18 protein-coding genes and 1 pseudogene are annotated in these 21,954 nt (G+C 68.1%); 7 read left to right on the top strand and 12 right to left on the bottom strand.

The features are described from left to right. The first annotated feature begins 3 nt into the window (after positions 1-3). From AC1DGC_RS16915 to AC1DGC_RS16905, 3 genes are all read left to right on the top strand, one after another. Complete coding sequence (locus AC1DGC_RS16915) at positions 4-3,000, top strand: TonB-dependent receptor (protein WP_478048394.1); 2,997 nt, start codon at positions 4-6, stop codon at positions 2,998-3,000. 124 nt (positions 3,001-3,124) lie between these two features. Next, positions 3,125-4,141 carry a cupin-like domain-containing protein gene (locus AC1DGC_RS16910; RefSeq protein WP_478048393.1) on the top strand — a complete coding sequence of 339 codons (1,017 nt, stop codon included), beginning with the start codon at positions 3,125-3,127 and terminating at the stop codon, positions 4,139-4,141. 170 nt (positions 4,142-4,311) lie between these two features. Continuing rightward, positions 4,312-5,880, top strand: a complete 1,569-nt coding sequence (locus AC1DGC_RS16905; protein ID WP_478048392.1) for a sensor domain-containing diguanylate cyclase — start codon at positions 4,312-4,314, stop codon at positions 5,878-5,880. Between the two features lie 64 nt (positions 5,881-5,944). On the opposite strand, the gene AC1DGC_RS16900 is transcribed toward AC1DGC_RS16905, so the two are convergent. From AC1DGC_RS16900 to AC1DGC_RS16870, 7 genes and pseudogenes are all read right to left on the bottom strand, one after another. Then, positions 5,945-6,817 carry an energy transducer TonB gene (locus tag AC1DGC_RS16900; protein ID WP_394164022.1) on the bottom strand — a complete coding sequence of 291 codons (873 nt, stop codon included), beginning with the start codon at positions 6,815-6,817 and terminating at the stop codon, positions 5,945-5,947. 95 nt (positions 6,818-6,912) lie between these two features. After that, positions 6,913-7,791, bottom strand: a complete 879-nt coding sequence (locus AC1DGC_RS16895) for an energy transducer TonB family protein (RefSeq protein ID WP_394164021.1) — start codon at positions 7,789-7,791, stop codon at positions 6,913-6,915. A 57-nt stretch (positions 7,792-7,848) separates the two neighbouring features. Then, the gene (gene aceK, locus AC1DGC_RS16890; protein WP_394164020.1) at positions 7,849-9,570 is read right to left on the bottom strand and encodes a bifunctional isocitrate dehydrogenase kinase/phosphatase; all 1,722 of its coding nucleotides are present in this window, start codon (positions 9,568-9,570) and stop codon (positions 7,849-7,851) included. Between the two features lie 135 nt (positions 9,571-9,705). After that, entirely contained in the window at positions 9,706-10,065 is a 360-nt protein-coding gene (locus AC1DGC_RS16885) for a hypothetical protein (protein WP_038685821.1), read from the bottom strand. A 50-nt stretch (positions 10,066-10,115) separates the two neighbouring features. Next, positions 10,116-10,529 (bottom strand): annotated as a pseudogene (locus AC1DGC_RS16880) (roadblock/LC7 domain-containing protein); the annotation flags it as partial. After that, entirely contained in the window at positions 10,522-11,070 is a 549-nt protein-coding gene (locus AC1DGC_RS16875) for a GTP-binding protein (RefSeq protein ID WP_259210173.1), read from the bottom strand. The gene AC1DGC_RS16875 and the pseudogene AC1DGC_RS16880, both read right to left, overlap by 8 nt. 2 nt (positions 11,071-11,072) lie before the next feature. Beyond that, positions 11,073-12,026, bottom strand: a complete 954-nt coding sequence (locus tag AC1DGC_RS16870; RefSeq protein WP_394164019.1) for a hypothetical protein — start codon at positions 12,024-12,026, stop codon at positions 11,073-11,075. A 237-nt stretch (positions 12,027-12,263) separates the two neighbouring features. Between AC1DGC_RS16870 and AC1DGC_RS16865 the strand changes: the two genes are divergently transcribed. Next, a complete protein-coding gene (locus AC1DGC_RS16865) occupies positions 12,264-12,689 on the top strand; it encodes a hypothetical protein (RefSeq protein WP_394164018.1) in 426 nt (141 codons plus the stop codon). 72 nt (positions 12,690-12,761) lie between these two features. On the opposite strand, the gene AC1DGC_RS16860 is transcribed toward AC1DGC_RS16865, so the two are convergent. Then, positions 12,762-14,987: an NADP-dependent isocitrate dehydrogenase gene (locus AC1DGC_RS16860; protein ID WP_478048391.1), complete on the bottom strand. Its 2,226-nt coding sequence runs from the start codon at positions 14,985-14,987 to the stop codon at positions 12,762-12,764. 392 nt (positions 14,988-15,379) lie between these two features. On the opposite strand from AC1DGC_RS16860, the gene AC1DGC_RS16855 reads away from it, so the two are divergent. Together AC1DGC_RS16855 and AC1DGC_RS16850 are read left to right on the top strand one after the other, a co-directional pair. Continuing rightward, a complete protein-coding gene (locus AC1DGC_RS16855; protein WP_394164016.1) occupies positions 15,380-15,736 on the top strand; it encodes a hypothetical protein in 357 nt (118 codons plus the stop codon). Positions 15,737-15,805: 69 nt separating this feature from the next. After that, positions 15,806-16,624, top strand: a complete 819-nt coding sequence (locus AC1DGC_RS16850; protein WP_478048390.1) for a hypothetical protein — start codon at positions 15,806-15,808, stop codon at positions 16,622-16,624. Positions 16,625-16,733: 109 nt separating this feature from the next. Here the strand turns inward: AC1DGC_RS16850 and AC1DGC_RS16845 are convergent, their stop codons facing one another. The 4 genes from AC1DGC_RS16845 to AC1DGC_RS16830 all read right to left on the bottom strand — a co-directional run bounded on the left by AC1DGC_RS16845 (position 16,734) and on the right by AC1DGC_RS16830 (position 20,438). After that, complete coding sequence (locus tag AC1DGC_RS16845) at positions 16,734-17,240, bottom strand: hypothetical protein (protein WP_478048389.1); 507 nt, start codon at positions 17,238-17,240, stop codon at positions 16,734-16,736. Positions 17,241-17,282: 42 nt separating this feature from the next. Continuing rightward, positions 17,283-17,576, bottom strand: a complete 294-nt coding sequence (locus tag AC1DGC_RS16840; RefSeq protein WP_259210166.1) for a LysM peptidoglycan-binding domain-containing protein — start codon at positions 17,574-17,576, stop codon at positions 17,283-17,285. 236 nt (positions 17,577-17,812) lie between these two features. Beyond that, entirely contained in the window at positions 17,813-18,631 is an 819-nt protein-coding gene (gene queF, locus AC1DGC_RS16835; RefSeq protein WP_478048388.1) for an NADPH-dependent 7-cyano-7-deazaguanine reductase QueF, read from the bottom strand. 475 nt (positions 18,632-19,106) lie between these two features. Further along, on the bottom strand, positions 19,107-20,438 hold the full coding sequence (locus AC1DGC_RS16830) for a M20 family metallopeptidase (RefSeq protein ID WP_259208971.1): 1,332 nt from the start codon (positions 20,436-20,438) through the stop codon (positions 19,107-19,109). A gap of 226 nt (positions 20,439-20,664) precedes the next feature. On the opposite strand from AC1DGC_RS16830, the gene AC1DGC_RS16825 reads away from it, so the two are divergent. Beyond that, a complete protein-coding gene (locus AC1DGC_RS16825) occupies positions 20,665-21,915 on the top strand; it encodes an efflux RND transporter periplasmic adaptor subunit (RefSeq protein ID WP_259208970.1) in 1,251 nt (416 codons plus the stop codon). Positions 21,916-21,954: the final 39 nt, after the last annotated feature.

The raw sequence follows: 21,954 nt of genomic DNA, 5'->3' as shown, positions 1-21,954 counted from the left end.
TTCATGAAGACGTACAAGGTCGTACCTCGCAAAGCGATGCTTGCTTCGGCTCTGCTGGCCGTGCTGGCCAGCCCGGCCTGGGCCCAGGATGCCGCCACGCCGTCGGCGCAGAGCCCCGACCCGACCACGCTCGATGCGGTGCAGGTCACCGGCATCCGTGGCAGCCTCACCTCGTCGATGAACCTCAAGCGCGACAGCCAGGGCGTCGTCGATGGCATCGTCGCCGAGGACATCGGCAAGTTCCCCGATACCAACCTGGCCGAATCGCTGCAGCGCATCAGCGGCGTATCGATCGACCGCACGTCCAGCGGCGAAGGCTCCAAGGTGACCGTGCGCGGCATCGGCCCGGACTTCAACCTGGTGCTGCTCAACGGCCGCCAGATGCCGTCCTCCAACCTCGGCAACGGCGGTGGCGGGCTGTCCGGCTCGCGCTCGTTCGACTTCGCCAACATCGCCTCCGAGTCGATCTCGGCGGTGGAGGTGTACAAGACCACCCGCGCCGACAATCCCACCGGCGGCATCGGCGCCACCATCGACATCAAGACGATGCGCCCGCTGGAATCCGAGCCGGTCATCAGCCTCGGCCTGAAGGCGGTCAACGACAGCTCCAACGACAACCTCCCGCGCACGCTGCAGGGCGCCAGCGTCACCGGCGAACTGTCGGGCATCTTCAGCCAGCGCTACGCCGACGACCGCTTCGGCGTGACCTTGAGCGGCAGCTACCAGGAGCGCGACTCCGGCTTCAACCAGGCCACCGTGGCCGAAGGCTGGGCCACGTTCTACGGCAATGAAAGCACCGACTGGCGCGCCCTGCCGCAGCCGGGCCAGGGGTATGCGGACCGCATCCAGAACCGGCCCGGCCCCACCGACGTGTACGCGCGCCCGCAGAACACCGCCTACAACGTCAACGGCGTGCAGCGCCAGCGCACCAATGGCCAGGCCACGTTGCAATGGAAGCCAGCCGACAACGTCACCACCACGCTGGATTACACCTACGTGGAAAACAAGGTGCAGCAGCAGCGCAGCGAGCTGTCGGTGTGGTTCAACTACGGGCCCGGCGACAGCACCTGGACCAATGGCCCGATATCGGCGCCGATCCTCTACAGCGAGGACATGACCAACTCGGACGTGTCCATGGGCGGCATGAAGCTGGCCACCAAGAACACGATGGATTCGCTCGGCTTCAACGTGGACTGGGCAGTGAACGACGCGCTGGACCTGTCCTTCGACGTCCACAACTCGACCGCCGAATCCCAGCCGGACGGCCCGTACGGCTCGGCCGGCGTGCTCGGCGTGGCCGCTTTCGTGCGCGGCAAGACCACCGTGGACTACAGCGGCGACCTGCCGATCATCAACATCGCGCTGCCGCCGGGCGGCGTGCAGGCCGCCGATGCGCTGGTCACCGGTTCGGTGTTCCAGAACAGCTACAACAAGTCCAAGGTGCAGCAGTACCAGGGCCGCGGCACGTTCAAGTTCGCCGACTATTCCGCACTGGATTTCGGCGTGGGCCACACCAAGGTGGAGAACCGCTCGGCCTCGGCGATCATGCAGCGCGACACCTGGGGCGGCCTCGGCACGCCGGCCGACTACGACGACAGCATCTGGTACGCCGATGACATGGCCAGGTACTTCGATGCGTTCTCCGGCCACGGCGACCCGCGCCTGACCGGGCAGTTCCTGGTGTTCGATTTCGACCGCCTGCGCGAACGCGCCGGCCAGGTCGCCGCCAACGGCGAGCCGCCCTGCCCCACCTGTTACCTGGCGCCCACCGAGTACACCGAAGACATCCGCACCACCGAAACCTCCAAGAGCGCCTACCTGCAGTACCGCACCACCTTCGACTGGACGATGCCGCTGCATGTGGCCGCCGGCGTGCGCTACGAGCAGACCGAGGTGGAATCGACCGCGCTGGTGCGCGTGCCGACCAGCATCAACTGGGGCTCGGCCAATGAGTTCAACCTGGGCTACGCCGCCGAGGGTACCTTCATCGGCGGCAAGGGCAAGTACGACTACGTGCTGCCCAACGTGGACCTGAAGCTGGACCTGTCCGAAACACTCGCCCTGCGCGGCAGCTACAGCCGCAGCATCGGCCGGCCCGGCTGGACCCAGATCGACAGCGGTCGCCGCTTCGACACCATCGTGCGCACCCAGGGCGGCACCGGCTCGCGCGGCAACCCGGGCCTGGAGCCGCTGCTGTCGGACAACATCGACCTGTCGCTGGAGTGGTACTACGGCGAATCCAGCTATGCCTCGGTCGGCTTCTTCCGCAAGAACATCAAGAACTTCATCAGCAACACCATCGTGCGCGACAACAGCGCCGGGCTGCATACGCCGGTGGGCGGCACCTACTGGAACGAGGCCCTGGCATCGGGCTGCGGGGTGACCGACATGCCGTGCATCCGCGATTACATCTTCGCCAACCACGACGGCGATCCGGGCGTGACCGCCACCGGCACCAACTCGGCCGGGCAGCGCACCGGCACCATCGTCGGCCAGCCTGGCGACCCGGTGGCCGGGTTCGACATCACCGTGCCGGCCAACCAGCGTTCGGACCACCTGGACGGCTGGGAACTGAGCGTGCAGCAGTTGTTCGGGCAGACCGGCTTCGGCCTGGCCGCCAACTACACCAAGGTGAAATCCGGGCTGACCTTCGACAACCTGAGCCTGGGCGACCAGTACCCGATGATCGGCCTGAGCGATTCGGCCAACCTGGTGCTGTTCTACGAGAAGTACAACTGGCAGGTGCGGGCGGCCTACAACTGGCGCGACACGTTCCTCAACGGCATCGGCGGCCAGGGCCCCAACCCGAACTACACCGATGCCTACGGCCAGCTCGACCTCAACATCAGCTACGCGGTCAGCGACCAGCTCACCCTGAGCCTGGAGGCGATCAACCTGACCGACGAAACCATGCGCACCTACTCGCGCCACACCAACATGCTGCGCTACGCCACCCAGACCGGCCCGCGCTACATGTTCGGGGTCCGCTACACGTTCTGATCCCCCCGGGCCGCCGGTGGGGCGGTCGCTCGACACGAGCGGCCGCTCCGCCGGCGCCCGGTCGCTTCACGCGCCGGCCGTGCGCTACGGTAGGCGCCACCCACTCCATCCCCCGAGGATGTCCATGTCCCCCCTGCCCGGCCCGATCGACGAGATCCCGGACCTGGATCCGGCGCAGCTGCCCGCGCTGCTGCGTTCGTGGACCACCCCGAAGGTGCTGCGCGGCCTGGTCGCGCACTGGCCGATGGTGACCGCCGCGCGTGACTCGGCGGCCGCGGCGGTGGCCCACCTCAAGCAGTTCGACCACGGCCGGATGCCGGTCACCGCCACCACCGCCGCACCGCAGGCGCAGGGCCGGATCTTCTACAACGAGGACATGACCGGCTTCAATTTCCGCCGCGAACAGATCGCCCTGAGGGTGGTGCTGGATACGCTGCTCAAGTACCAGGCCGAACCGGCACCGCCCACCATCTACGTGGCCTCGACCACGTTGGACAGCTTCCTGCCCGGCTTCGCCGCCGCCAACCCGTTGGCGCTGGGCGTGGACGAACCGCTGACCAGCATCTGGATCGGTAACCGCTCGCGCATCGCCGCCCACCAGGACGTGCCGGACAACCTGGCCTGCGTGGCCGCCGGCCGGCGCCGGGTTACCCTGTTCCCGCCCGACCAGATCGACAACCTGTACATCGGGCCGCTGGATTTCACCCCGGCCGGGCAAGCGGTCAGCCTGGTCGATTTCGCTTCGCCGGACCTGCAGCGCTTCCCGCGCTTCCCCGTGGCGCTTGCGCAGGCCCAGGTCGCCGAGCTGGGACCGGGGGATGCGGTGTTCATTCCCTCGTTGTGGTGGCACCACATGGAAGGCCTGGACGCCTTCAACGTGCTGGTCAACAGCTGGTGGCGGCCGGTGCCGGCGTGGATGGACGCGCCGATGAATGCCCTGATGCTGGCGATGCTGGCCCTGCGCGAGCTGCCACCCGCGCAGCGCGCGCACTGGCGGGCCCTGTTTGACCACTACGTGTTCGAGGCCGACGCGGGAACCCACGCGCATGTTCCCGCACACGCGCGCGGCGTGCTGGCACCGCTGGATGCCACCACGGCCGGCAACGTGCGCAGCGTGCTGCGCAGGCGCCTGGAGCGCTGAGCGCTGCGGCACGCACCGCTTCACCCACGCGGCGGCGGAATCCGCAATAATCCGCGCCGTGACCGTAGTCCGCCCGGGAGCGGGGAAGTCGTGCGCTCCTGATTGCTCCATCGATGCCGTTCCATCCGTCCCTCGGCTGGCGCAGCACCCTGCCAGTCCGAATCGCCCGCATGCGCCCGTTGTCCACCCGTCTGAACCTCGGCAAGCTCATCCTTGCCCTGGCCCTGCTCAGTGCGCTGGTCGCCCTGGCCAACGCCCTGCACGCCAGTTACCGCGTGCAGCGCGAACAGCTGATCGGCAATACCCTGGAAGCCAACCGGGTGTATGCCAGCAAGCTGGCCGAGACCACCCAGAATTTCATCCAGTCCGCGCAGCAGCAGCTGGCCTACAGCGCCACCGCGTTGGGCCAACGCGCGCACGACCGCGGCGAACTGGAGGCCGAAGCGGCGCGCCTGCAACTGCAGACCAACAGCTTCAACTCGGTGTTGATCGTGGACCCGGCCGGCACCGTGCTCGCCACCTCGCCGCTGAGCCTGGCCCTGCAGGGCGTGGTCCTCAACAGCCCGGGCAACAAGGAAGCGCTGGCCCGCCGCGAGCCGTTCATCAGCGACCCCTACCAGTCGGCCACCGGTCGCCTGATCGTGGCCATTTCGCACCCGATCTTCAGCGCGCAGGGCGAGTACAAGGGCTATGTCAGCGGCACCCTCTACCTGCGCGAACGCAGCATCCTGCAGACCCTGCTCGGCAAGCACTACTACCGCGACGGGTCCTATCTGTACGTGGTCGACCGCAACGGCCGCATCCTGTACCACGTCGAGCCGGACCGGGTCGGCCAGTTGGCGCAGGAGAACCCGGCGGTGCAGGCAGTCGGCAAGGGCCATTCCGGCGCGCAGCAGGTGCGCAACAGCCACGGCGTGGAAATGCTCGCCGGGTACGCACCGGTGCCGGCGGTGCGTTGGGGCGTGGTGGCGCAACGCCCCACCGAGGCAACCCTGGCACCGCTGGCGAGCCTGATGACCTCGGTGATCTGGAACGCCATCCCGTTGGGCGTGCTGTCGCTGCTGGTCACCTGGTGGTGCGCGCGGCGCATCTCGCTGCCGCTGTGGCAACTGGCCCGCAACGTGCAGAACCGCGACACCGGCATCGCCATCCGCCATGTCACCGGCATCCGCGCCTGGTACTACGAGGTGTCCCACCTCAAGCAGGCCCTGCTGTACAGCTTCAACCTGCTGCAGGACCGTATCGGCAAACTCAACCGGGCCAGCATGACCGACCCGCTCACCGGCCTGCAGAACCGCCGGGGGCTGCAGCAGGGGCTGGAGGACTGGCAGGCGCGTGGCCAGCCGTTCGGGATCATCGCGCTGGACATCGACCGCTTCAAGACCATCAACGACCGCTTCGGCCATGCCGTGGGCGATGCCGTGATCCTGCGCATCGCGCAGCTGATGCGCGACGACTCGCGTGATACCGACCTGCTGTGCCGCAATGGCGGCGAGGAATTCCTGATCCTGCTGCCGGGGATCGACACCGACGCCTCGGCGCGCATCGCCGAGCGCCTGCGCGTGCAGGTGGCCGCGGAGGTGTTCGACGAGGTCGGCTCGGTGACGGTGTCGCTCGGCGTGGCCCATTACCCCAGTTACCACGACGACCCGCAGCAGGCCCTGCGCCTGGCCGACAAGGCCCTGTACATGGCCAAGGAACAGGGCCGCAACCGCACCGTGGTGTACCCGCAGGCGTGAGCTTGCGGGCGGCGCCGGGGCCACGCCGGCGCCGCTGATCCACAGCGACGCCGACAGGGGTGGCTCAGCCCTGGCCGAGCACCGTCTTGAGGACCGGCCCGCGCGTCTCGCCGGCCACATACACGCCGTCACCCAGCGCGTCCGGCGCTACCGCCACGGGCTCGGGCTGCTGCCATGCCGCCCGCTGGCGAGGGCCAGGCAGATACGGCTCCCACGCAGGCACGTCGCGCGAAGGGGAGTGATCGGCATAGCGCACCGGCAAGCGCACCACCCAGGTCTCGCGATCGGCCAATGGGCCCTGCGTGGGGATGCGGAACTGCCAGTCACGGACCGCCTGGATGGCGCTGTCGGCAAATGCAGTGCGGACCCTGTCGAGCTGGCGCGGCGGCACCAGCACGCGCAGGTTGACCTGCTCGGCGGCGACATTGCGCACCTTTCCATCGCGCCCGACCTGGATCAGCAGGAACACATCGGCGGCGGCACCGCGACCGGCGGTGCGCACCGGGTAGGTCGGCACCGAACCGCTCAGCCGTGCCGGCCGGGTCAGGTCGTCTTCCCGATACTCCATGAAACTGGCGCTGCGGATCTCGATCCGGGCGCTGCCATCGCCCTGCACCTTGCCGACCACGCGCAACGAGACCGGCGTGGTGATGGGCACCGCCCTGCCCTCCTGCAGCGTCGGCTCGAACGCCCAGCCGGCCATCGATTCCTTGACGAAGCCGACCACGCCGGCGGGGATGGCCTGTTCGTCCTTCAGGCGCACCGCGACCACGTGGCCGTCGGCCCCGATATCCAGGCTGCCATGAATCCGCATGCTCGATTCCACCTGGTCCTGCAACGCCCGCATGCTGGGCGCCGCCTCGACGCTCCCGGGGCTTGCGCTCACGCCAGCCAGGCCCAGCCCGGCGACCAATATCCAACGCAACGATGACGCCATTGCCATGACTCCTTGTCCTGATCGGACCGACAGCCTAGCAAACCACGCCGATCGATTCGGCGACATCCACTCCGCACCGGCGCCGGCGCGCCGGATCAGCCGCCGAGCGGGGTCAACAGCCGCGGGCCCCGGCTGGCCGCATCGGCCATGAAGACGCCGCCCTCGGGCAGCAGGTCCGCGTTGGCATCGGCGCCCAGCGCGGTGTCGGCGCGCCAGGGCGCCTGCTGGCGCGGGCCCGGGATGTAGGCATCCCAGCGGCCGTAGCGTGCCTCGCGGTCGTCGTTGAGGGCGAAGTGCACCGGCACGCGGACGGTCCAGCTGGCATCGTCCTTGCGCTCGCCGGTGGTGGGGACCCTGAAGGTCCATTTGCGCGCCGCCGCCATCGACACCTGGGACAGCTTGTCGCGCATCCGGCGCATCACCGCTTCGTTGGTGGCCAGGCGCAGATTGACCTGCTCGGTGGCCACGTCGATCACCTTGCCATCGCGCCCCACCTGCACCAGCAGCAGCACGTCGCCGCGCCCTCCGATGCTGTAGACCTCCTTGGGATAGGCCGGCGGCGACGCCTTCAGCCGGGTCACGTCTTCGGTGGAGGCCGGGTCGTAGCGCTCGAAGTTGGCCGCCAGCAGCGTCACCTGTTGACGGCCATCGTCGGTGACCTTGCCGCCCAGGCGGATGCTGACCGGCGTGCGTGCCTTGACCGGGTGGCCGTCGACCTGCACCGGTTCGAACCGCCAGTGCTGCACCTGGCCTTCGACGAAGCCGGCGAGCGCGTCATTGACCTTGTCGCGCTTGTCCAGGGTGAAGCCTTCGACCTGGCCCTGGGGACCGATATCGATGTGGCCGGTGAGCACCATGCTGGCTTCGGCCTGTTGCAGGACCTGGCTCCGGCTCTGCGCGCCTGCGCCCGGAAGCATGACCATGCTGGCAGCGCCGACGGCGAGCGCCAGCGCAAGAATATGGGATGAACGCATCGCACCTGCTCCTTGTGGATGCATCGAAGCGTAGCGCAGGCACGCCTCGCCCGCCAATCAGGCCAACCGATGGCTGGACGCGTACGGCGCGGTGTCGGGAAAGTCACCCGCAGCGAAGCGCGCCTGCAGGCCCTGCCACCAGCCCGGGTCGAACAGATGCGCGAAGTGCTCGCGTACCGCCGCCAGCTCGGCGGCCGGCAGGCCCATGAACATCCAGAAGCGCTCGGGAAAGACATCGCGCGGGCCGATCTGGAACCACGGCTCGTCGGCCAGGGCCTCCTCGTCGTTACGCGGCGTGGGCCACGCGCGGAAGTGGCAGTCGCTGACCAGGCACAGCTCGTCGTAGTCGTAGAACACCGCGCGCCCATGCCGGGACACACCGAAGTTCTTGGGCAGCATGTCGCCCGGGAAGATGTTGTTGCGGGCCATGTCGGTGATCGCCTGCGCATAGTCCAGCGCGGCCCGGCGCCGCGCCTCGCTGCCCTGCTCGCGCAGGTACAGGTTGAGCGGACGGAACCGGCGCTGCACATAGCACAGCGCGATCACCAGCTCATCGCCCTCCGCGTGCACGCTGCCGCTGCACTGGCCCAGCAGTTCCGCCAGCAAGGCCGGGGAAAACCGCGCACGCGGAAAACGCAGGTGGCGGTATGGCTGCGCGTCGAGCAGGCGACCGACCCGGTCCAGGTTGAACACCAGCGCGTACTTTTCTTCCACCTGGTGCCGGGTCATGGACTTGGGCCAGGCGAAGCGGTCGCGGATCAGCTTGAACACCAGCGGGTAGCTGGGCAGGGTGAACACCGCCATGACCATGCCGGGGGTGCCATCGGCATGCACCAGTTGCTCGCTGGCCTGCTCCTGGAAATGCCGGAAGAACGTGCGGTAGCGCTCGGTCTTGCCCTGCTTGGCACGGCCGAGCACGGTGTAGATCTCGTCGATCGGCTTGGCCGGCAGCAGGCTGCGCAGGAACACCACCGCATCGCCGACCGTGGCCAGGTCGGCCTGGAAATAGCTGCGCGAGACGCCGAACAGATGCGCCACGTCGCGCCGGCCGGTGAGCACGGCCTCGGCACGCAGTCCTTGCCCGTCGTTGACCAGCGCGATCACGCACGGCGAAAAACGATGCTCGCCAAACACGCGCCCCACCAGGTAGGCGCGTCGCTCGCGATAGAACACCGTATCGAGCAGTTCGATGCTGCGCACCGGGTAGTCGCCCCAATGGGCCAGGTCGTCCTGCAGGCGCACCGCGATGGCCGCCGCGCAGCGCAACTGGTGCGCATAGGGGATGTCGAAGCGGTAGTCGCCGAGCACCCGCACGATCGCCTCGGCCGGGCGCGTGGCCGACAGCGTGTAGCTGTGCCGCGCCACCGGGTGGGTGATGGCGTCGGAGGGCTCCACGTCCATCGCCATGAACTCGATCGCCGCATCCACGCCCTCGGTGGCGAACAGCCGCCGCGCCAGGGTGTTGTAGAAGGTCTTGTACAGCTCGGCATCGATCAGCCCGTCCAGCAGCGCCGCATAGGCCGGGCGGATCTGCAGCCACAGCGCGCGGGTGCCCACGCTGTCGCCGGCGGCGCGGCGCACCGCATCCACGGTCTGCGCGATGCACAGGTCGTACAGCCCGATCCGCTCCACCGCGTCGGCCCGCGCACCGGCCCAGTCACGGCGCTGGAAGCGTCCGCGCGCCCGCCGCGTCACTGCCGCGAAGCGCGCGTGGTAGGCCTCGAAGCCGTCGCGGATCAGGCCTGCCAGCAGTCGAGCATCACCATCGGCACCACGCATGCGGGCAGACCCATAAGACCTGCACCAACCATACGACAGCCGGCCCCGCCCCGGGTAGAGCCGACCATGGGTCGGCTGCACCGGACGGACAGATGCGCCGCCGGACGTCACTGCGCCACGCCCGGCGGCGGCAGGCTACAGCGCCAGCTCGGCCTCCACGTCCTGCACCTTGCGCCGCGCCAGCGCCAGGTTGGACTTGTTGCGATCCAGCACCAGGTACAGGAACAGGCCCTTCTTGCGCGAGACGGGGCGCAGGATGTGGTACGCCTTGCCCAGCGAGATCAGGATGTCCTCGATGGTGTCGTTGAGGTTGAGCGAGGCCGCCGTCTTCATCTTGGCGCGGATCACTTCGGTATTGCCCGCTGCGGCCACTTCCATGTCCATCCCCGAGCCGGCCTCCCCCAGCAGCATGCCGCTCTCGTAATCGACCAGCGCCACTGCCTGGGCGCCATCGATGGTCATCAGCGCGTTCAAGGTATCGTCGAGTCCTGCCATGTTGCACCCCGTTGGTTGTCGAGCCCCGTCTTCCCCTGCGGATCGGCTCGTGATCCGCTGAGTTCGGCCATGATGTTCCGGCCACATTCCTTGGCATTCCACAGCACCTTGCCGATCACGCAGCGCGCATCGCAGGCGGTCATCAGCAGCAGGGGGGCCGGCTCGGCAGGCAACGCCAGCATCAGCACCTTGCCGCCGTCGGCCTCGAGCATCAGCACCTCCAGCTCGCCCAGCGCCAGCTCGCGCCCGACTGCCGCGGCCAGGGCCAACATCGCGCTGGTCATCGCCGCCAACCGTTCGCCGTTGCCATGGGTGCCGGCCGCCGGCACCAGGGCGAAGCCATCCACGCTGGCCAGCACCACGCTGCGCACGCCGTTGATGTCGTCGGCAAAGCGCTGCAGGTGACCGGCCAGGCGCGTCCGCAGTGCGGCATCCAGGCCGCGCACCTCGTGTCCGTCAGCCATGCGCCGCCACCAGTGCCCCGGCTTCCATCTCGCTCATCAGCACGTCCATCAGGCACAGCCCCTGTTCGCGGTCACGCGCATCCAGCGGCACCACCGGCAACCAGCGCCCCTCGCGCCCGGCCCGGACCGCGCAGGCCTCCAGGTCGAACTGCGGAGCCAGGTCCAGCCGCGATACCCCGATCACCGCCGGCACCTGCGCGGCGTGCTGCAGCAGCACGCCCAGGTAGGCCTCCAGCTCGGCGATCGCCGTGCCGCGGGTGGCGTCGAGCAGCAGCACCACCCCGCTCGCGCCCTGCAGCAGGATCGGCCACAGGAAGTCGAACCGCTGCTGCCCGGGCGTGCCGTACAGGCGCAACCGGTCGCCGTTGGGCAGGTCGATGTCGGCATAGTCCATGGCCACGGTGGTCGAGGCCTTGTCGGCGCCCTGGCGGTCGCTGTTGTGCACATCGGTGTCGATCACCGCGCCGGCCGCGATCGCGCGCACCAGCGTCGACTTGCCGCTGCCCATGCTGCCGAGCACCACGATCTTGTGTTCGCGCATGCTCAGCCCCCGCCACGCTGGCGCACGCTGCGCCACATCCGGGCCAGCAGCCCGCCGCCTTCGCTGGCCACGCTGGCCAGCCGGCTGCCCTCTGCCGCCGGCTCCAGCGCGGCGTAGCCGCACAGGTAGGCCGGGTGCACGAACGCACGCACCGCGGCACCGGAAATGTCCAGCAGCGAGGCGCATTCGTCCACGCTGCAGGCGCGCTTGAGCAGCAGCGAACACAGCCGGAAGCTGTCGTGCTGGTGGCCCAGTACGCGGAAGTCCGGCCAGCGCAACAGGCGCACGCGCGCGTGCCGCTGCAGGCGTGCATCCAGGTCGTCCCAGTGCGCCGGGTGCTGGCCCCATTGCCACAACAGCGGGCGCAAGGACTGGCGCGGCAGGTCGCCGGCCAGCTGCTGGTAGCGCTTGGCCGCAATACCGTGCAGTGCCAGGCGCTCGAAATCATCGGACAGCAGTTGCGCCAGTTCGGCATGGCCGCTGCCATCGGGCACCACCATCTGGTCCTGCTCGAAGTCCAGCAGCAACAACGGCAACCCATCCAGGGCAAGCACGGCATGCCCATGCCGCGACTGCAGGCTCTCGCGCAGCGCGCGGGTGATGGCCTTGGCCGCGCGCGCCGCAATGGGCTCCTCGATCGGCGCCGATACCGCCGGCATCTGCCGCAGTGCATGCTCGATCGCGTGGTCGTCGAGCACGGCATGTTCATCGCCCTGCCCATGCCGCAGGTGGCCATGCTGGTCTTCGATCCAGAACTGGATCCTGGGCCGCTCGCGCACCATCCGCATCGCCGCGTTGCGCAGCGCGGGCGTGTCCTTGATCACCAGCAGGTCGCAATCGTCCAGATCGCGGCAACTGCGCACGGTATCGGCCGGCAACGCCGCCGCCGCACGCAGGCGCTGCAGCAAGGCGTGCTCCCCCTGGATATCCGATCCAACCACCAGCACCCTGGCCATCGCCTTCCCCTGCGCTGTGAGAGTTCACACTTACTGCAGAAAAGATCGTCGATAGGCTATGCCATCGATATCGGCCTATAAGTGATGGATCGCACAGATTGAGTTGACGTTTGCGCACCGTGCGCGGCCGTCCGGACGCCGTCGCGACAAGGCAAGTTCCGTTCCATTCGCGTTGACGCGGCCTTCATGCCGGAGACCCGGGCACGACCATCGTCACACTTGCCGAGGTGGCGGGCGATGGCTGCCCTCAACGGCGACGTCGCCTCGATCATCTGGCTGCAACGGGGCGAACCGGACCCGATCACACACGCCGCCTACCTGGCCCTGATCGAACAGGTGGTGGCGGCCGATGATCCCACCGCGATGCTCTACCTGGGCGACATGCGCCACGAGGCTGGTGGGGACGAGGCCGTGGACTTCACCCGCGGCGAGGTGGCGGGTCATGCGTGGCAAATCGCGGCGTGCAGGCGCGGGCTGGACTGCGCGGCAGGGAGCGCGTTGATGGACCAGTTCTGCATGGCGGGCATGTGCGCACCGTCGGACCTGGAGGCGTACATCCGCGCCGAGGTGGCCCGTCGAGGGGGCGACGTGGACCAGCTGGATGCCGCGGTGGACAGCATCCTGGCCCTGTTCCCGACGCCACCGCGCCAGCACCGCCGCTAGTGCGCCGCGCACAAAAAACCCGCGCCGAGGCGCGGGTTCTTCGTCCATCACCGCGTGTGCGGCAGGCGGAGCTTACAGCGCGGCCAGCGCACTGTTGAGGGTCGCGCTCGGACGCATCGCCGCCGCCGCCTTGGCCACGTCCGGACGGTAGTAACCGCCGATGTCCACCGGCTTACCCTGCACCGCGGCCAGCTCTTCAACGATCTTCTGTTCGTTGTCGGCCAGTGCCTTGGCCAGCGGAGCGAAGCGGGCCTTCAGCGCGGCATCGTCATCCTGCGCGGCCAGGGCCTGGGCCCAGTACAGCGCGATGTAGAAGTGGCTGCCGCGGTTGTCGATGCCACCGAGCTTGCGCGAGGGCGACTTGTCGTTGTCCAGGAACTGGCCGTTGGCCTGGTCCAGGGTCTTGGCCAGCACCGTGGCACCCGCATTGTCGTAGCGGTTGCCCAGGTGTTCGAGCGAGGCGGCCAGGGCCAGGAACTCGCCCAGCGAATCCCAGCGCAGGTAGTCCTCTTCCACGAACTGCTGCACGTGCTTGGGCGCCGAACCACCGGCACCGGTCTCGAACAGGCCGCCACCGGCCATCAGCGGCACGATCGACAGCATCTTGGCGCTGGTGCCCAGCTCCATGATCGGGAACAGGTCGGTCAGGTAGTCGCGCAGCACGTTGCCGGTCACCGAGATGGTGTCCTCGCCCTTGCGGATGCGGTCCAGCGAGAAGGCCGTCGCTTCCACCGGGGCCAGGATGCGGATATCCAGGCCGGTGGTGTCGTGGTCCTTCAGGTAGGTCTCGACCTTGGCGATCACCTGCGCATCGTGGGCGCGGCTGGCGTCCAGCCAGAACACCGCCGGGGTGCTGCTCAGGCGGGCGCGGTTGACGGCCAGCTTGACCCAGTCCTGGATCGGCGCGTCCTTGGTCTGGCACATGCGCCAGATGTCGCCGGTCTGCACGGCATGCTCGAAGACCACGTTGCCGGCCTCGTCGGTAACGCGCACGGTGCCATCGGCCGGGATCTGGAAGGTCTTGTCGTGCGAGCCGTATTCCTCGGCCTTCTGCGCCATCAGGCCCACGTTGGGCACCGAGCCCATGGTGGCCGGGTCGAACGCACCGTGGGTGCGGCAATCATCGATCACCGCCTGGTACACACCGGCGTAGCAACGGTCCGGGATGACCGCCTTGGTGTCCTGCAGCTTGCCTTCGGCGTTCCACATGCCGCCCGAGTCACGGATCATCGCCGGCATCGAGGCGTCGACGATCACATCGCTCGGCACGTGCAGGTTGGTGATGCCCTTGTCGGAATTGACCATGGCCAGGCCCGGGCGCTTGCCGTACTCGGCCGCCAGGTCGGCCTTGATCGCTTCCTGGGTGGCGTCGGGCAGCTGCGGCAGGCGCGCGAACAGGTCGCCGATGCCGTTGTTGGGATCGAAACCGGCCTGCTTGAGCACGTCGGCGTGCTTGGTCAGCACGTCCTTGTAGAACTCTTCGACCACCACGCCGAACATGATCGGGTCGGAGACCTTCATCATGGTGGCCTTCAGATGCAGCGAGAACAGCACGCCCTTGGCCTTGGCATCGGCGATCTGCGCCTGCACGAACGAAGCCAGCGCGTTGCGGCTCATCACCGCCGCATCGACGATCTCGCCGGCCTTGACCGCGGTCTTTTCCTTCAGCACGACGGTCGTGCCATCGGCCTGCTGCAGCTCGATCTTCAGGCTGCCGGCGCTGGCCAGCGTGGCCGACTTTTCGCTGCCGTAGAAATCGCCGCCGTCCATGTGCGAGACGTGCGACTTGGATTCGGTGGACCACTTGCCCATGCGGTGCGGGTGCTTGCGCGCGTAGTTCTTCACCGACAGCGGCGCACGGCGGTCCGAGTTGCCTTCGCGCAGCACCGGGTTGACCGCGCTGCCCTTGACCTTGTCGTAGCGCGCCTTGATGTCGCGCGAGACGTCGTCGGTCGGCACGTCCGGGTAGTTCGGCAGCGCGAAGCCCTGGTCCTGCAGTTCCTTGATCGCCGCCTTCAGCTGCGGCACCGAGGCGCTGATGTTGGGCAGCTTGATGATGTTGGCGTCCGGGGTGGTCGCCAGCTGGCCCAGCTCGGCCAGGTGGTCGGCCTCTTGCTGGTCGTCCTTCAGGTAATCCGGGAACAGCGCCAGGATGCGGCCGGACAGCGAGATATCGCGGGTTTCAACGGCGATGCCGGCGGTGGCGGTGTAGGCCTCGACGATCGGCAGCAGCGACTGGGTGGCCAGGAACGGTGCTTCGTCGGTCAGCGTGTAGAGGATCTTGGGCGTGTTCGACATGGGGGACTGATGCTCTCTTGCGGATCTGAGGAGTAATGGCCGACGGCGATGCCGGGCCGCGTGCAACCGTGTCACTTTCCCGTGGACCGAGCCGCTCGGCGCGCGCTGCGGGAAACCCCCGCATTGTCGCGTTTTCAGCCCCCCGGAGCAAAGCCGGGCCATACGCGGCGGTACTGCAACGCTGCGATCCATGCCCCGGCCGTTCGTGTCGCCTGAAACCGTTCCGGGCCCCGCCCCGGCACGGGAACCGTGTTTATGCGCGGGCTGATGCCGCCTTAACCTGGGGTCGGGGTATAGTCGGCGCGGTTGGACGAAACAGGATGGTCGTCATGTGGAAATTCGGTCTGCCGGCGACGGCGATGATGGTTCTTCTAGCATCAGGAGGGTGCGCGATGTCCAATTCCGCTCATGCGGTTCCCGAGGCTGCCGCCACCCTGCAGGTGCCGGTGGAGACGCCGACGCCCAAGGTGTTCGCCTGCGCCCGCCAGCGGCTGGCCGAGCTGGGCCGGGATGAGGCCCTGTGGGACCACGCGGTGACCCGAGAGGACGTGCAGCACGGCGTGCTGGAAACGGGCGATTTCCCCGAGGACAACATCAGCGGCTTCCGCCTGCACCTGCAGCATGACCCGGCCAAGGGCGCGGTCGCGCTGCGACTGCGCGGAGCGGGCGCCTATTTCGTTGACCAGGGCGTGGATGCCGGGCTGAAGGAATTCCAGGCTGGCTTCTCGGCCTGCCTGGCGTCCCCATAAGCAAGCCCGGGAACGGCGCAGGCGCGTGGTTGCGCGCGGCCTGCGCACATCACATCAAGGAGAGGACGCATGCCGGACGACCAGTACTCCATCGAAGCCCGATCCCTGCGCGTGGCCGGCGTGGCCAGCCACGACTATTGGGTGCTGCGTGGCCCGGATGGCAAGGACATGGCCGAACTGCACGGCCTGGCCACCGACCGCGAGACCAACCGTGCCATCCCGATCGGCACCGACGAAAAGAAGCATTCGCTGCGCATCTGGCATTACGTGCATGACAAGGAATTCGCTGCCGAGCATGGGGTCAAGCCCACGCGCGAAACCTACATTCAGGAAGGCCAGCAGCACCACACCGTGCTCAGCGGCAGCAAGGAGGACGTGCTGGGGCGCTGGAACGCCGCCGTGGCCGCCAAGGAGCCGTTGAACGCGCTCGACCTCAATTATCCCAAGTACGGCTTCAAGGTGTTCAGCGATACGGTCAACAGCAATTCGGCCTATCGCACCCTGGGTGAAGTAATGGGCGTGCCGGTGAAGGACTTCGGGGGCGTGATCGAACCGGGCCTCGACAACCGAATGACCACCCCGGAGGAGATCGAGAAGCTGCGCAACAAGGACTACCCGGTGCTGTCGTCGCGGGAGCCCGTGGCGCCGCGCGAGCCCGAACAGGGCCAACTCGCGCAGACCGATGCGGGTCCGGCGACCGGCGCCGGTGCCCTGCTGGCCGGCGCACGCGACGGCGAGGCGGCGCTCGGCACTGCGATGCGCGAGCTGCAGGCCTCCGCGCAAGGGCAGGAATTTGCCGCCCGCGCGCAGGCGCAGGCACAAGCCCAGACCGTGGCCGACGCCGGGCGCGAACCCGACGCAGCACAGCAGGCAGCCGCGCGCAGCTGAGCGCGCTGCCCGCCCGCTTCGCGGTGGCCATGCCCCTATAAACAAAAAAGACGCAGCCTCGCGGCTGCGTCCATCGTGAGCCTGTTGCCGGGAGAGAGTCGGCGCGGGCTTACTTGACCTCGAACTCTTGCGGCGTTCCGGCCGCCTTACCATCTACCGTGACTTCCGCGCGGTACTTGCCCGCCGGCCAGCCCTTGGCATTCTTGAAGGTGATGTTGGTGGTCTCGGCCGCCGTGGTGTTCAGCGTCTGCGAGTTCTCACCGGCTACCTGGCCATCCTGGAAGGTCAGCTTGGCGCCGACATTGGTGTTGCTGGCGGTACCGTCGGTGCGGACCGACACGATGATGTCGTCCTTCGGGGCGAACAGCGCCGTGGTGGCCACGCTCTTGTCGGCGGCAGCGGTCTTGCCCACGGTGACGGTGGACACAGTGACCCCGGCAGCAGCGGCCATCGGCTGCGGCGCGGCCTGGGTCATCGGTTCCGGCGCAGCCGGCGTGGTCGCTGCGGCGGGCTGTGCATTGTTGTCGGCGGTGTCTTCTTTCTTCTTGCAACCGACCAGCGCAACGGTGGCCAGCAAGGCAGCGAGTACGGCGGTACTGATGGACGTCTTCTTCATGGAATTCCTCCCTGGGAATCTGTGGAATGCAAGTGGAACGACTCAGCCTTTGGGCGGCAACTTGAGGGTCTGGCCCGGGAAGATCTTGTCCGGGTCGTCCAGCACATCACGGTTGGCCTCGAAGATTTTCTGCCAGGCGTTGGCGTCGCCCAGCTCCTGTTTGGCGATCTTCGACAGCGAGTCGCCCTTCTGTACGGTGTAGGTGCCTCCCACCTTCTCGGCGGTGGTATCCACCGATGAGGTGACGCCGGAGAAATCAGCCTTTTCCACCTTCTGCGCGGTACTGTCCACGCTCGAGGTGACACCGGAGAAATCGGCTTTCTTATCGGTACTCATCCACACGCTCCCGTCTTCATTGACGACATGGGAGGCACGGTGTCACAGCCCGTGTTAATGAGACATGGCGTGGATGTGAAGACGTGCGGAACGAGGGGCGACGGCGGCGCCACGCCCTGTGTGACTGGACCCATCAGGTCAGGCCGCCCACGCAGCCACGCAGGGCGTGGCGCTCCCCCAGCCCCGGGCGGGCCGGGGCGGCGGCGGCCCGTTGCCGGCCACTGGCCGGCAGCCGGTTACTGGCGCAGGTCGCGCACGGTGCGGGCCGGCAGATCGATGCCCGGGCTGGCCCGCCACGGGTTGATGTCCAGCCCGCCGCGGCGGGTGTAGCGCGCTTCCACTTCCAGCCACGCTGGCGCGCAGCGCTGGGTGACCTCACTGAAGATGCGTTCCACGCATTGCTCATGGAACTCGGCATGCTCGCGGTAGCTGACCAGATACTTCAGCAGCCCCTCGCGGTCGATCTGCGGCCCGTGGTACCGGAGGCTCACACTGGCCCAGTCCGGCTGCCCGGTCACCGGACAATTGGACTTGAGCAGCGCCGAGCTCAGCGTCTCGGTGACGATCTGCGACGCATCTGCCGACAGGAACCCCGGCGCCGGCGGGCCGTAGCACTCGATCGCCACGTCCAGGTCGTCCAGCGACTCGCCCTCGGCATCCTCCACCAGCACCGGCACCCCGAAGCGCACCGTCACCACCGCGCCTGCGCACGTCGACAGATCGCTCACCATGCGCAGCCGCGCCGCCTCGTCATCATCGAAACGCGTGCTGTTGAGCGAATTGAGGTACAGCTTGAACGACTTGGATTCGATCAGGTTCGGCGACGTGCACGGCACGCTGATCGTGGCCACCGCCACCCGCGGCTTGCCGCGCCGGTCCAGCCAGCTCAGCTCATAGGCCTGCCAACGGTCGTGCCCGACGAACGGCAGCGCCGCCTCGTCCAGCCCGATCTCTTCACGCGCGCCACGGCGCGGAATGGGAAACAGCAGCGCGGGATCGTACTGCGACGGGTAAGCAACCTCGCGACCGAGGCTGGAGTCCTGGGGGGTATTCATCCGCCCATTTTACGCTGGTGGCCGAGCCACGTCCGACACCTGCCGCCACCTGGTCAGTACCGATCCTCGCCCCGGCCATTGGCCGGGACCTCCCCTGGCTGCCCTGCCTCCGCCTCCCCGTCCGTCACCAGCCAACGGTCCGGGAGGAGCCGGGGTGCGGTGGCGAGGCCCCAGTCCCCCAAACATGGGTTCAAGGCGTGCCCTGGGTGCTCCGGCTCCGGCTCCGGCTTCGGCTTCGCCGTCCCATCCGTCACCAGCCAACTGTCCGGGGGTGGGCCGGGGTGGGGTGGCGGGACCGTTGTGCGCCATGGATGGCGCACAAAGAGCCCCCATGGATGGGTTCACGGCGTGTCCCGCCGCCCCACCCCGGCCCGCCCCACGCATGACAAACCCGCGCCGACACTCGCCCTTCCCATCGCCGTTGATCTGGATCCAGATCTAGATCCAGATCTTGATCTACATCCAGAACCCACCCTCACCCCGCCGCAGGCGCAGCACCCCCCGCCCCATTGAGATAATCCAGACTCACCTGCAGCAACGCCCGCAGCCCCACGTCCAGCGCCTTCTCATCCAGCAGGAACTTCGGCGAATGGTTCGCCGGTGCCGTGGCAGGATCGATCCCCACGCTAGTGGACCCCACGAAGAAGAACAGCCCCGGCACCTCCTTCGCGTACAACGAAAAATCCTCCGCCCCCATCTGCAGCGGCGGCTCGTACACATTCTCCGCCCCCACCACCGCCTGCAGACTCGGCAGCATCCGCGCCGTCAGCGCCGGATCGTTCACCGTCGCCGGATTGCCCTCGGACTCGTAGATCTCCGTCACCGCCTTCGCCCCATGCGCCGCCGCCGTATGCTCGGCCACGTTGCGCAGGTCCGCGAAAATCTGCTGCCGCATCCCCTCGTCGAACGTCCGGATCGTCCCCACCATCTCCACCTCGTCCGGAATGATGTTGTAGCGGATACCGCCCTTGATCGCCCCGAACGTCAGCACCGCCGGCTGCTTGGACAGATTCGCCCGGCGGCTCACGATCGTCTGCGCCGTCCCCACCAGATCGGCCGTCGCCACGATCGGGTCCACCCCGTTCCATGGCGCCGACCCATGCGTCTGCCGCCCGATCACCTTGATCCCGAACCGGTCCGACGCCGCCATCAGCGGCCCCCCGCGCACCGCGATCTGCCCCGCCGGCACGCTGGAGAACACATGCAGCCCGAACACCGCCTCCGGCTTGAAATCCGCAAACAGCCCCTCCTTCAGCATCAACGCCGCCCCGCCCTCTTCCGGCGGCGGCGCCCCCTCCTCGGAGGGCTGGAAAATCAGCATCACCTCGCCCGGCAGACTCGCCTGCATCTTCACCAGCGCATCGGCCACCCCCAGCAACGTCGCCGTATGCGCGTCATGCCCGCAGGCATGCATCACCCCCACCGGCTCGCCGCGGTAGGTACTCGTCGCCTTGGATGCGAACGGCAGCCCGGTCTGCTCGGTCACCGGCAGCGCGTCCATGTCCGCGCGCAACGCGATCCGTGGCCCCGGCCTGCCGCCCTTGATGATCGCCACCACGCCGTGGTGGGCGATCCCCGTCTTTGGCTTCAGCCCCAACGCCCGCAACTGCTCGGCCACCTTCGCCGAGGTCCGCTCCTCGCGGTTGGACAGCTCCGGGTGCTGGTGGAAGTCGCGCCGCCAGTCGATCACCTTGGCCTTCAGGCGGGTCGCCGCCGCGGTCACTTCCGGGCGTTCGGCAGGGGCGGCCGCGGCGAGCGCGGGGCTCGCAAGCAGCAGGGCGGACAACAGCAACGACAGACGGGGCATCGACGATCTCCACGGGTGCTCAAGGCGGACCAAGCTGAATGTAGGCCATCAGCGCACTTGCTGCTGTAACTTTCTGCCCCTGCAGCCGTTCTCCGATGGAACCTGCCCCGTCACATCCGGTCTGATCGCCCGTCCCATCCGTCATGCATGAAAGCCCGCGCACCACGGGTATGCTTTGCACCAGCCAATCGGGCCCTGCCCTCCGCCAGCCTCAGGAGTTAGTTGAATGTCGCGTTTCTGGAAGATCGTGCTGCTGGTGGTTGCAGTGCTGGTGATTGGCTTCATCGGCCTCCACCTGCTCAATGGCGGCAAGCACAAGGGTGAGGCCAGCGGCACGGCCGCCGGCGCCGGCAAGGACGGCGACCAGCGCGACACCGGGCCGGTCCCGGTCACCGTGGTCGACGCCATCCGCCAGGACGTGCCGGTCTATGCCAGCGCGCTGGGCACCGTCGCCGCCATGAACACCGTCACCGTCAGCCCGCAGGTCGGCGGCCAGCTGATCAGCATCAATTTCAAGGAAGGCCAGGAAGTGAAGCAGGGCGACCTGCTCGCGCAGATCGACCCGCGCACCCTCCAGGCCAGCTATGACGAAGCCGCCGCGGCCAAGCGCCAGAACCAGGCCCAGCTCGCTACCGCCCGCTCCAACTACCAGCGCTCCAACTCCCCGGAGTATCGCCAGTACGTGGCCAAGACCGACCTGGACACCCAGCGTAACCAGGTCGCGCAGTTCGAAAGCGCCGTGGCCGCCAACGAAGCCAGCATGCGCGCCGCCCAGGTGCAGCTGCAGTACACCCGCGTCACCGCCCCGATCTCCGGCATCGCCGGCATCCGCGCCGTGGACGCCGGCAACATCGTCAGCGCCGGCACCGCCCTGGTCACCCTGACCCAGATCCACCCCATCCACGTGGTCTTCAACCTGCCCGAGCGCCAGCTGCCGGACGTGCGCACCGCCCAGCAGGCCGGCCCGGTCACCATCGCCGCGCTCGACCGCAACGACTCGCACGTGCTCACCGACGGCGGCACCCTGGACGTGGTCGACAACCAGATCAGCAGCGACAGCGGCACCTTCCGCGCCCGCGCCCTGTTCAACAACACCGACAACACCCTGTGGCCGGGCCAGTTCGTCAACGTGCGCATGCAGCTGCGCACCATCGGCGGTGGCGTGGTGATCCCGACCCAGGCGGTGATGCGCGGGCCGGACGGTGAGTACGTCTACATCGTCAAGCCGGACAGCACCGTGGCCATGCAGACGGTCAAGAGCGGCGTGGAAGTGGGCGACAGCAACGTGCAGATCACCGAGGGGCTCAAGGGCGGCGAGCGCGTCGTCAGCGAAGGCCAGTTCCGGCTCAAGCCCGGCGCCAAGGTGACCGCGCTCAAGCCCGGCGAAACCCCGGCCGCGCCCACCGAAGCCGAACTCAAGGCTGCCGCGCAGCAGCAGGGCGGTGGCGGTGGGCGCCGTGGCGGCGGTCCGCGCTGAGCGCACCTGCCTGACGTTCCCGACGCCGGCCGCCTGGCC

The sequence above is a fragment of the Stenotrophomonas sp. 05N37 genome, assembly GCF_056397365.1.
This window is presented reverse-complemented; position numbering and strand designations above follow the sequence as displayed.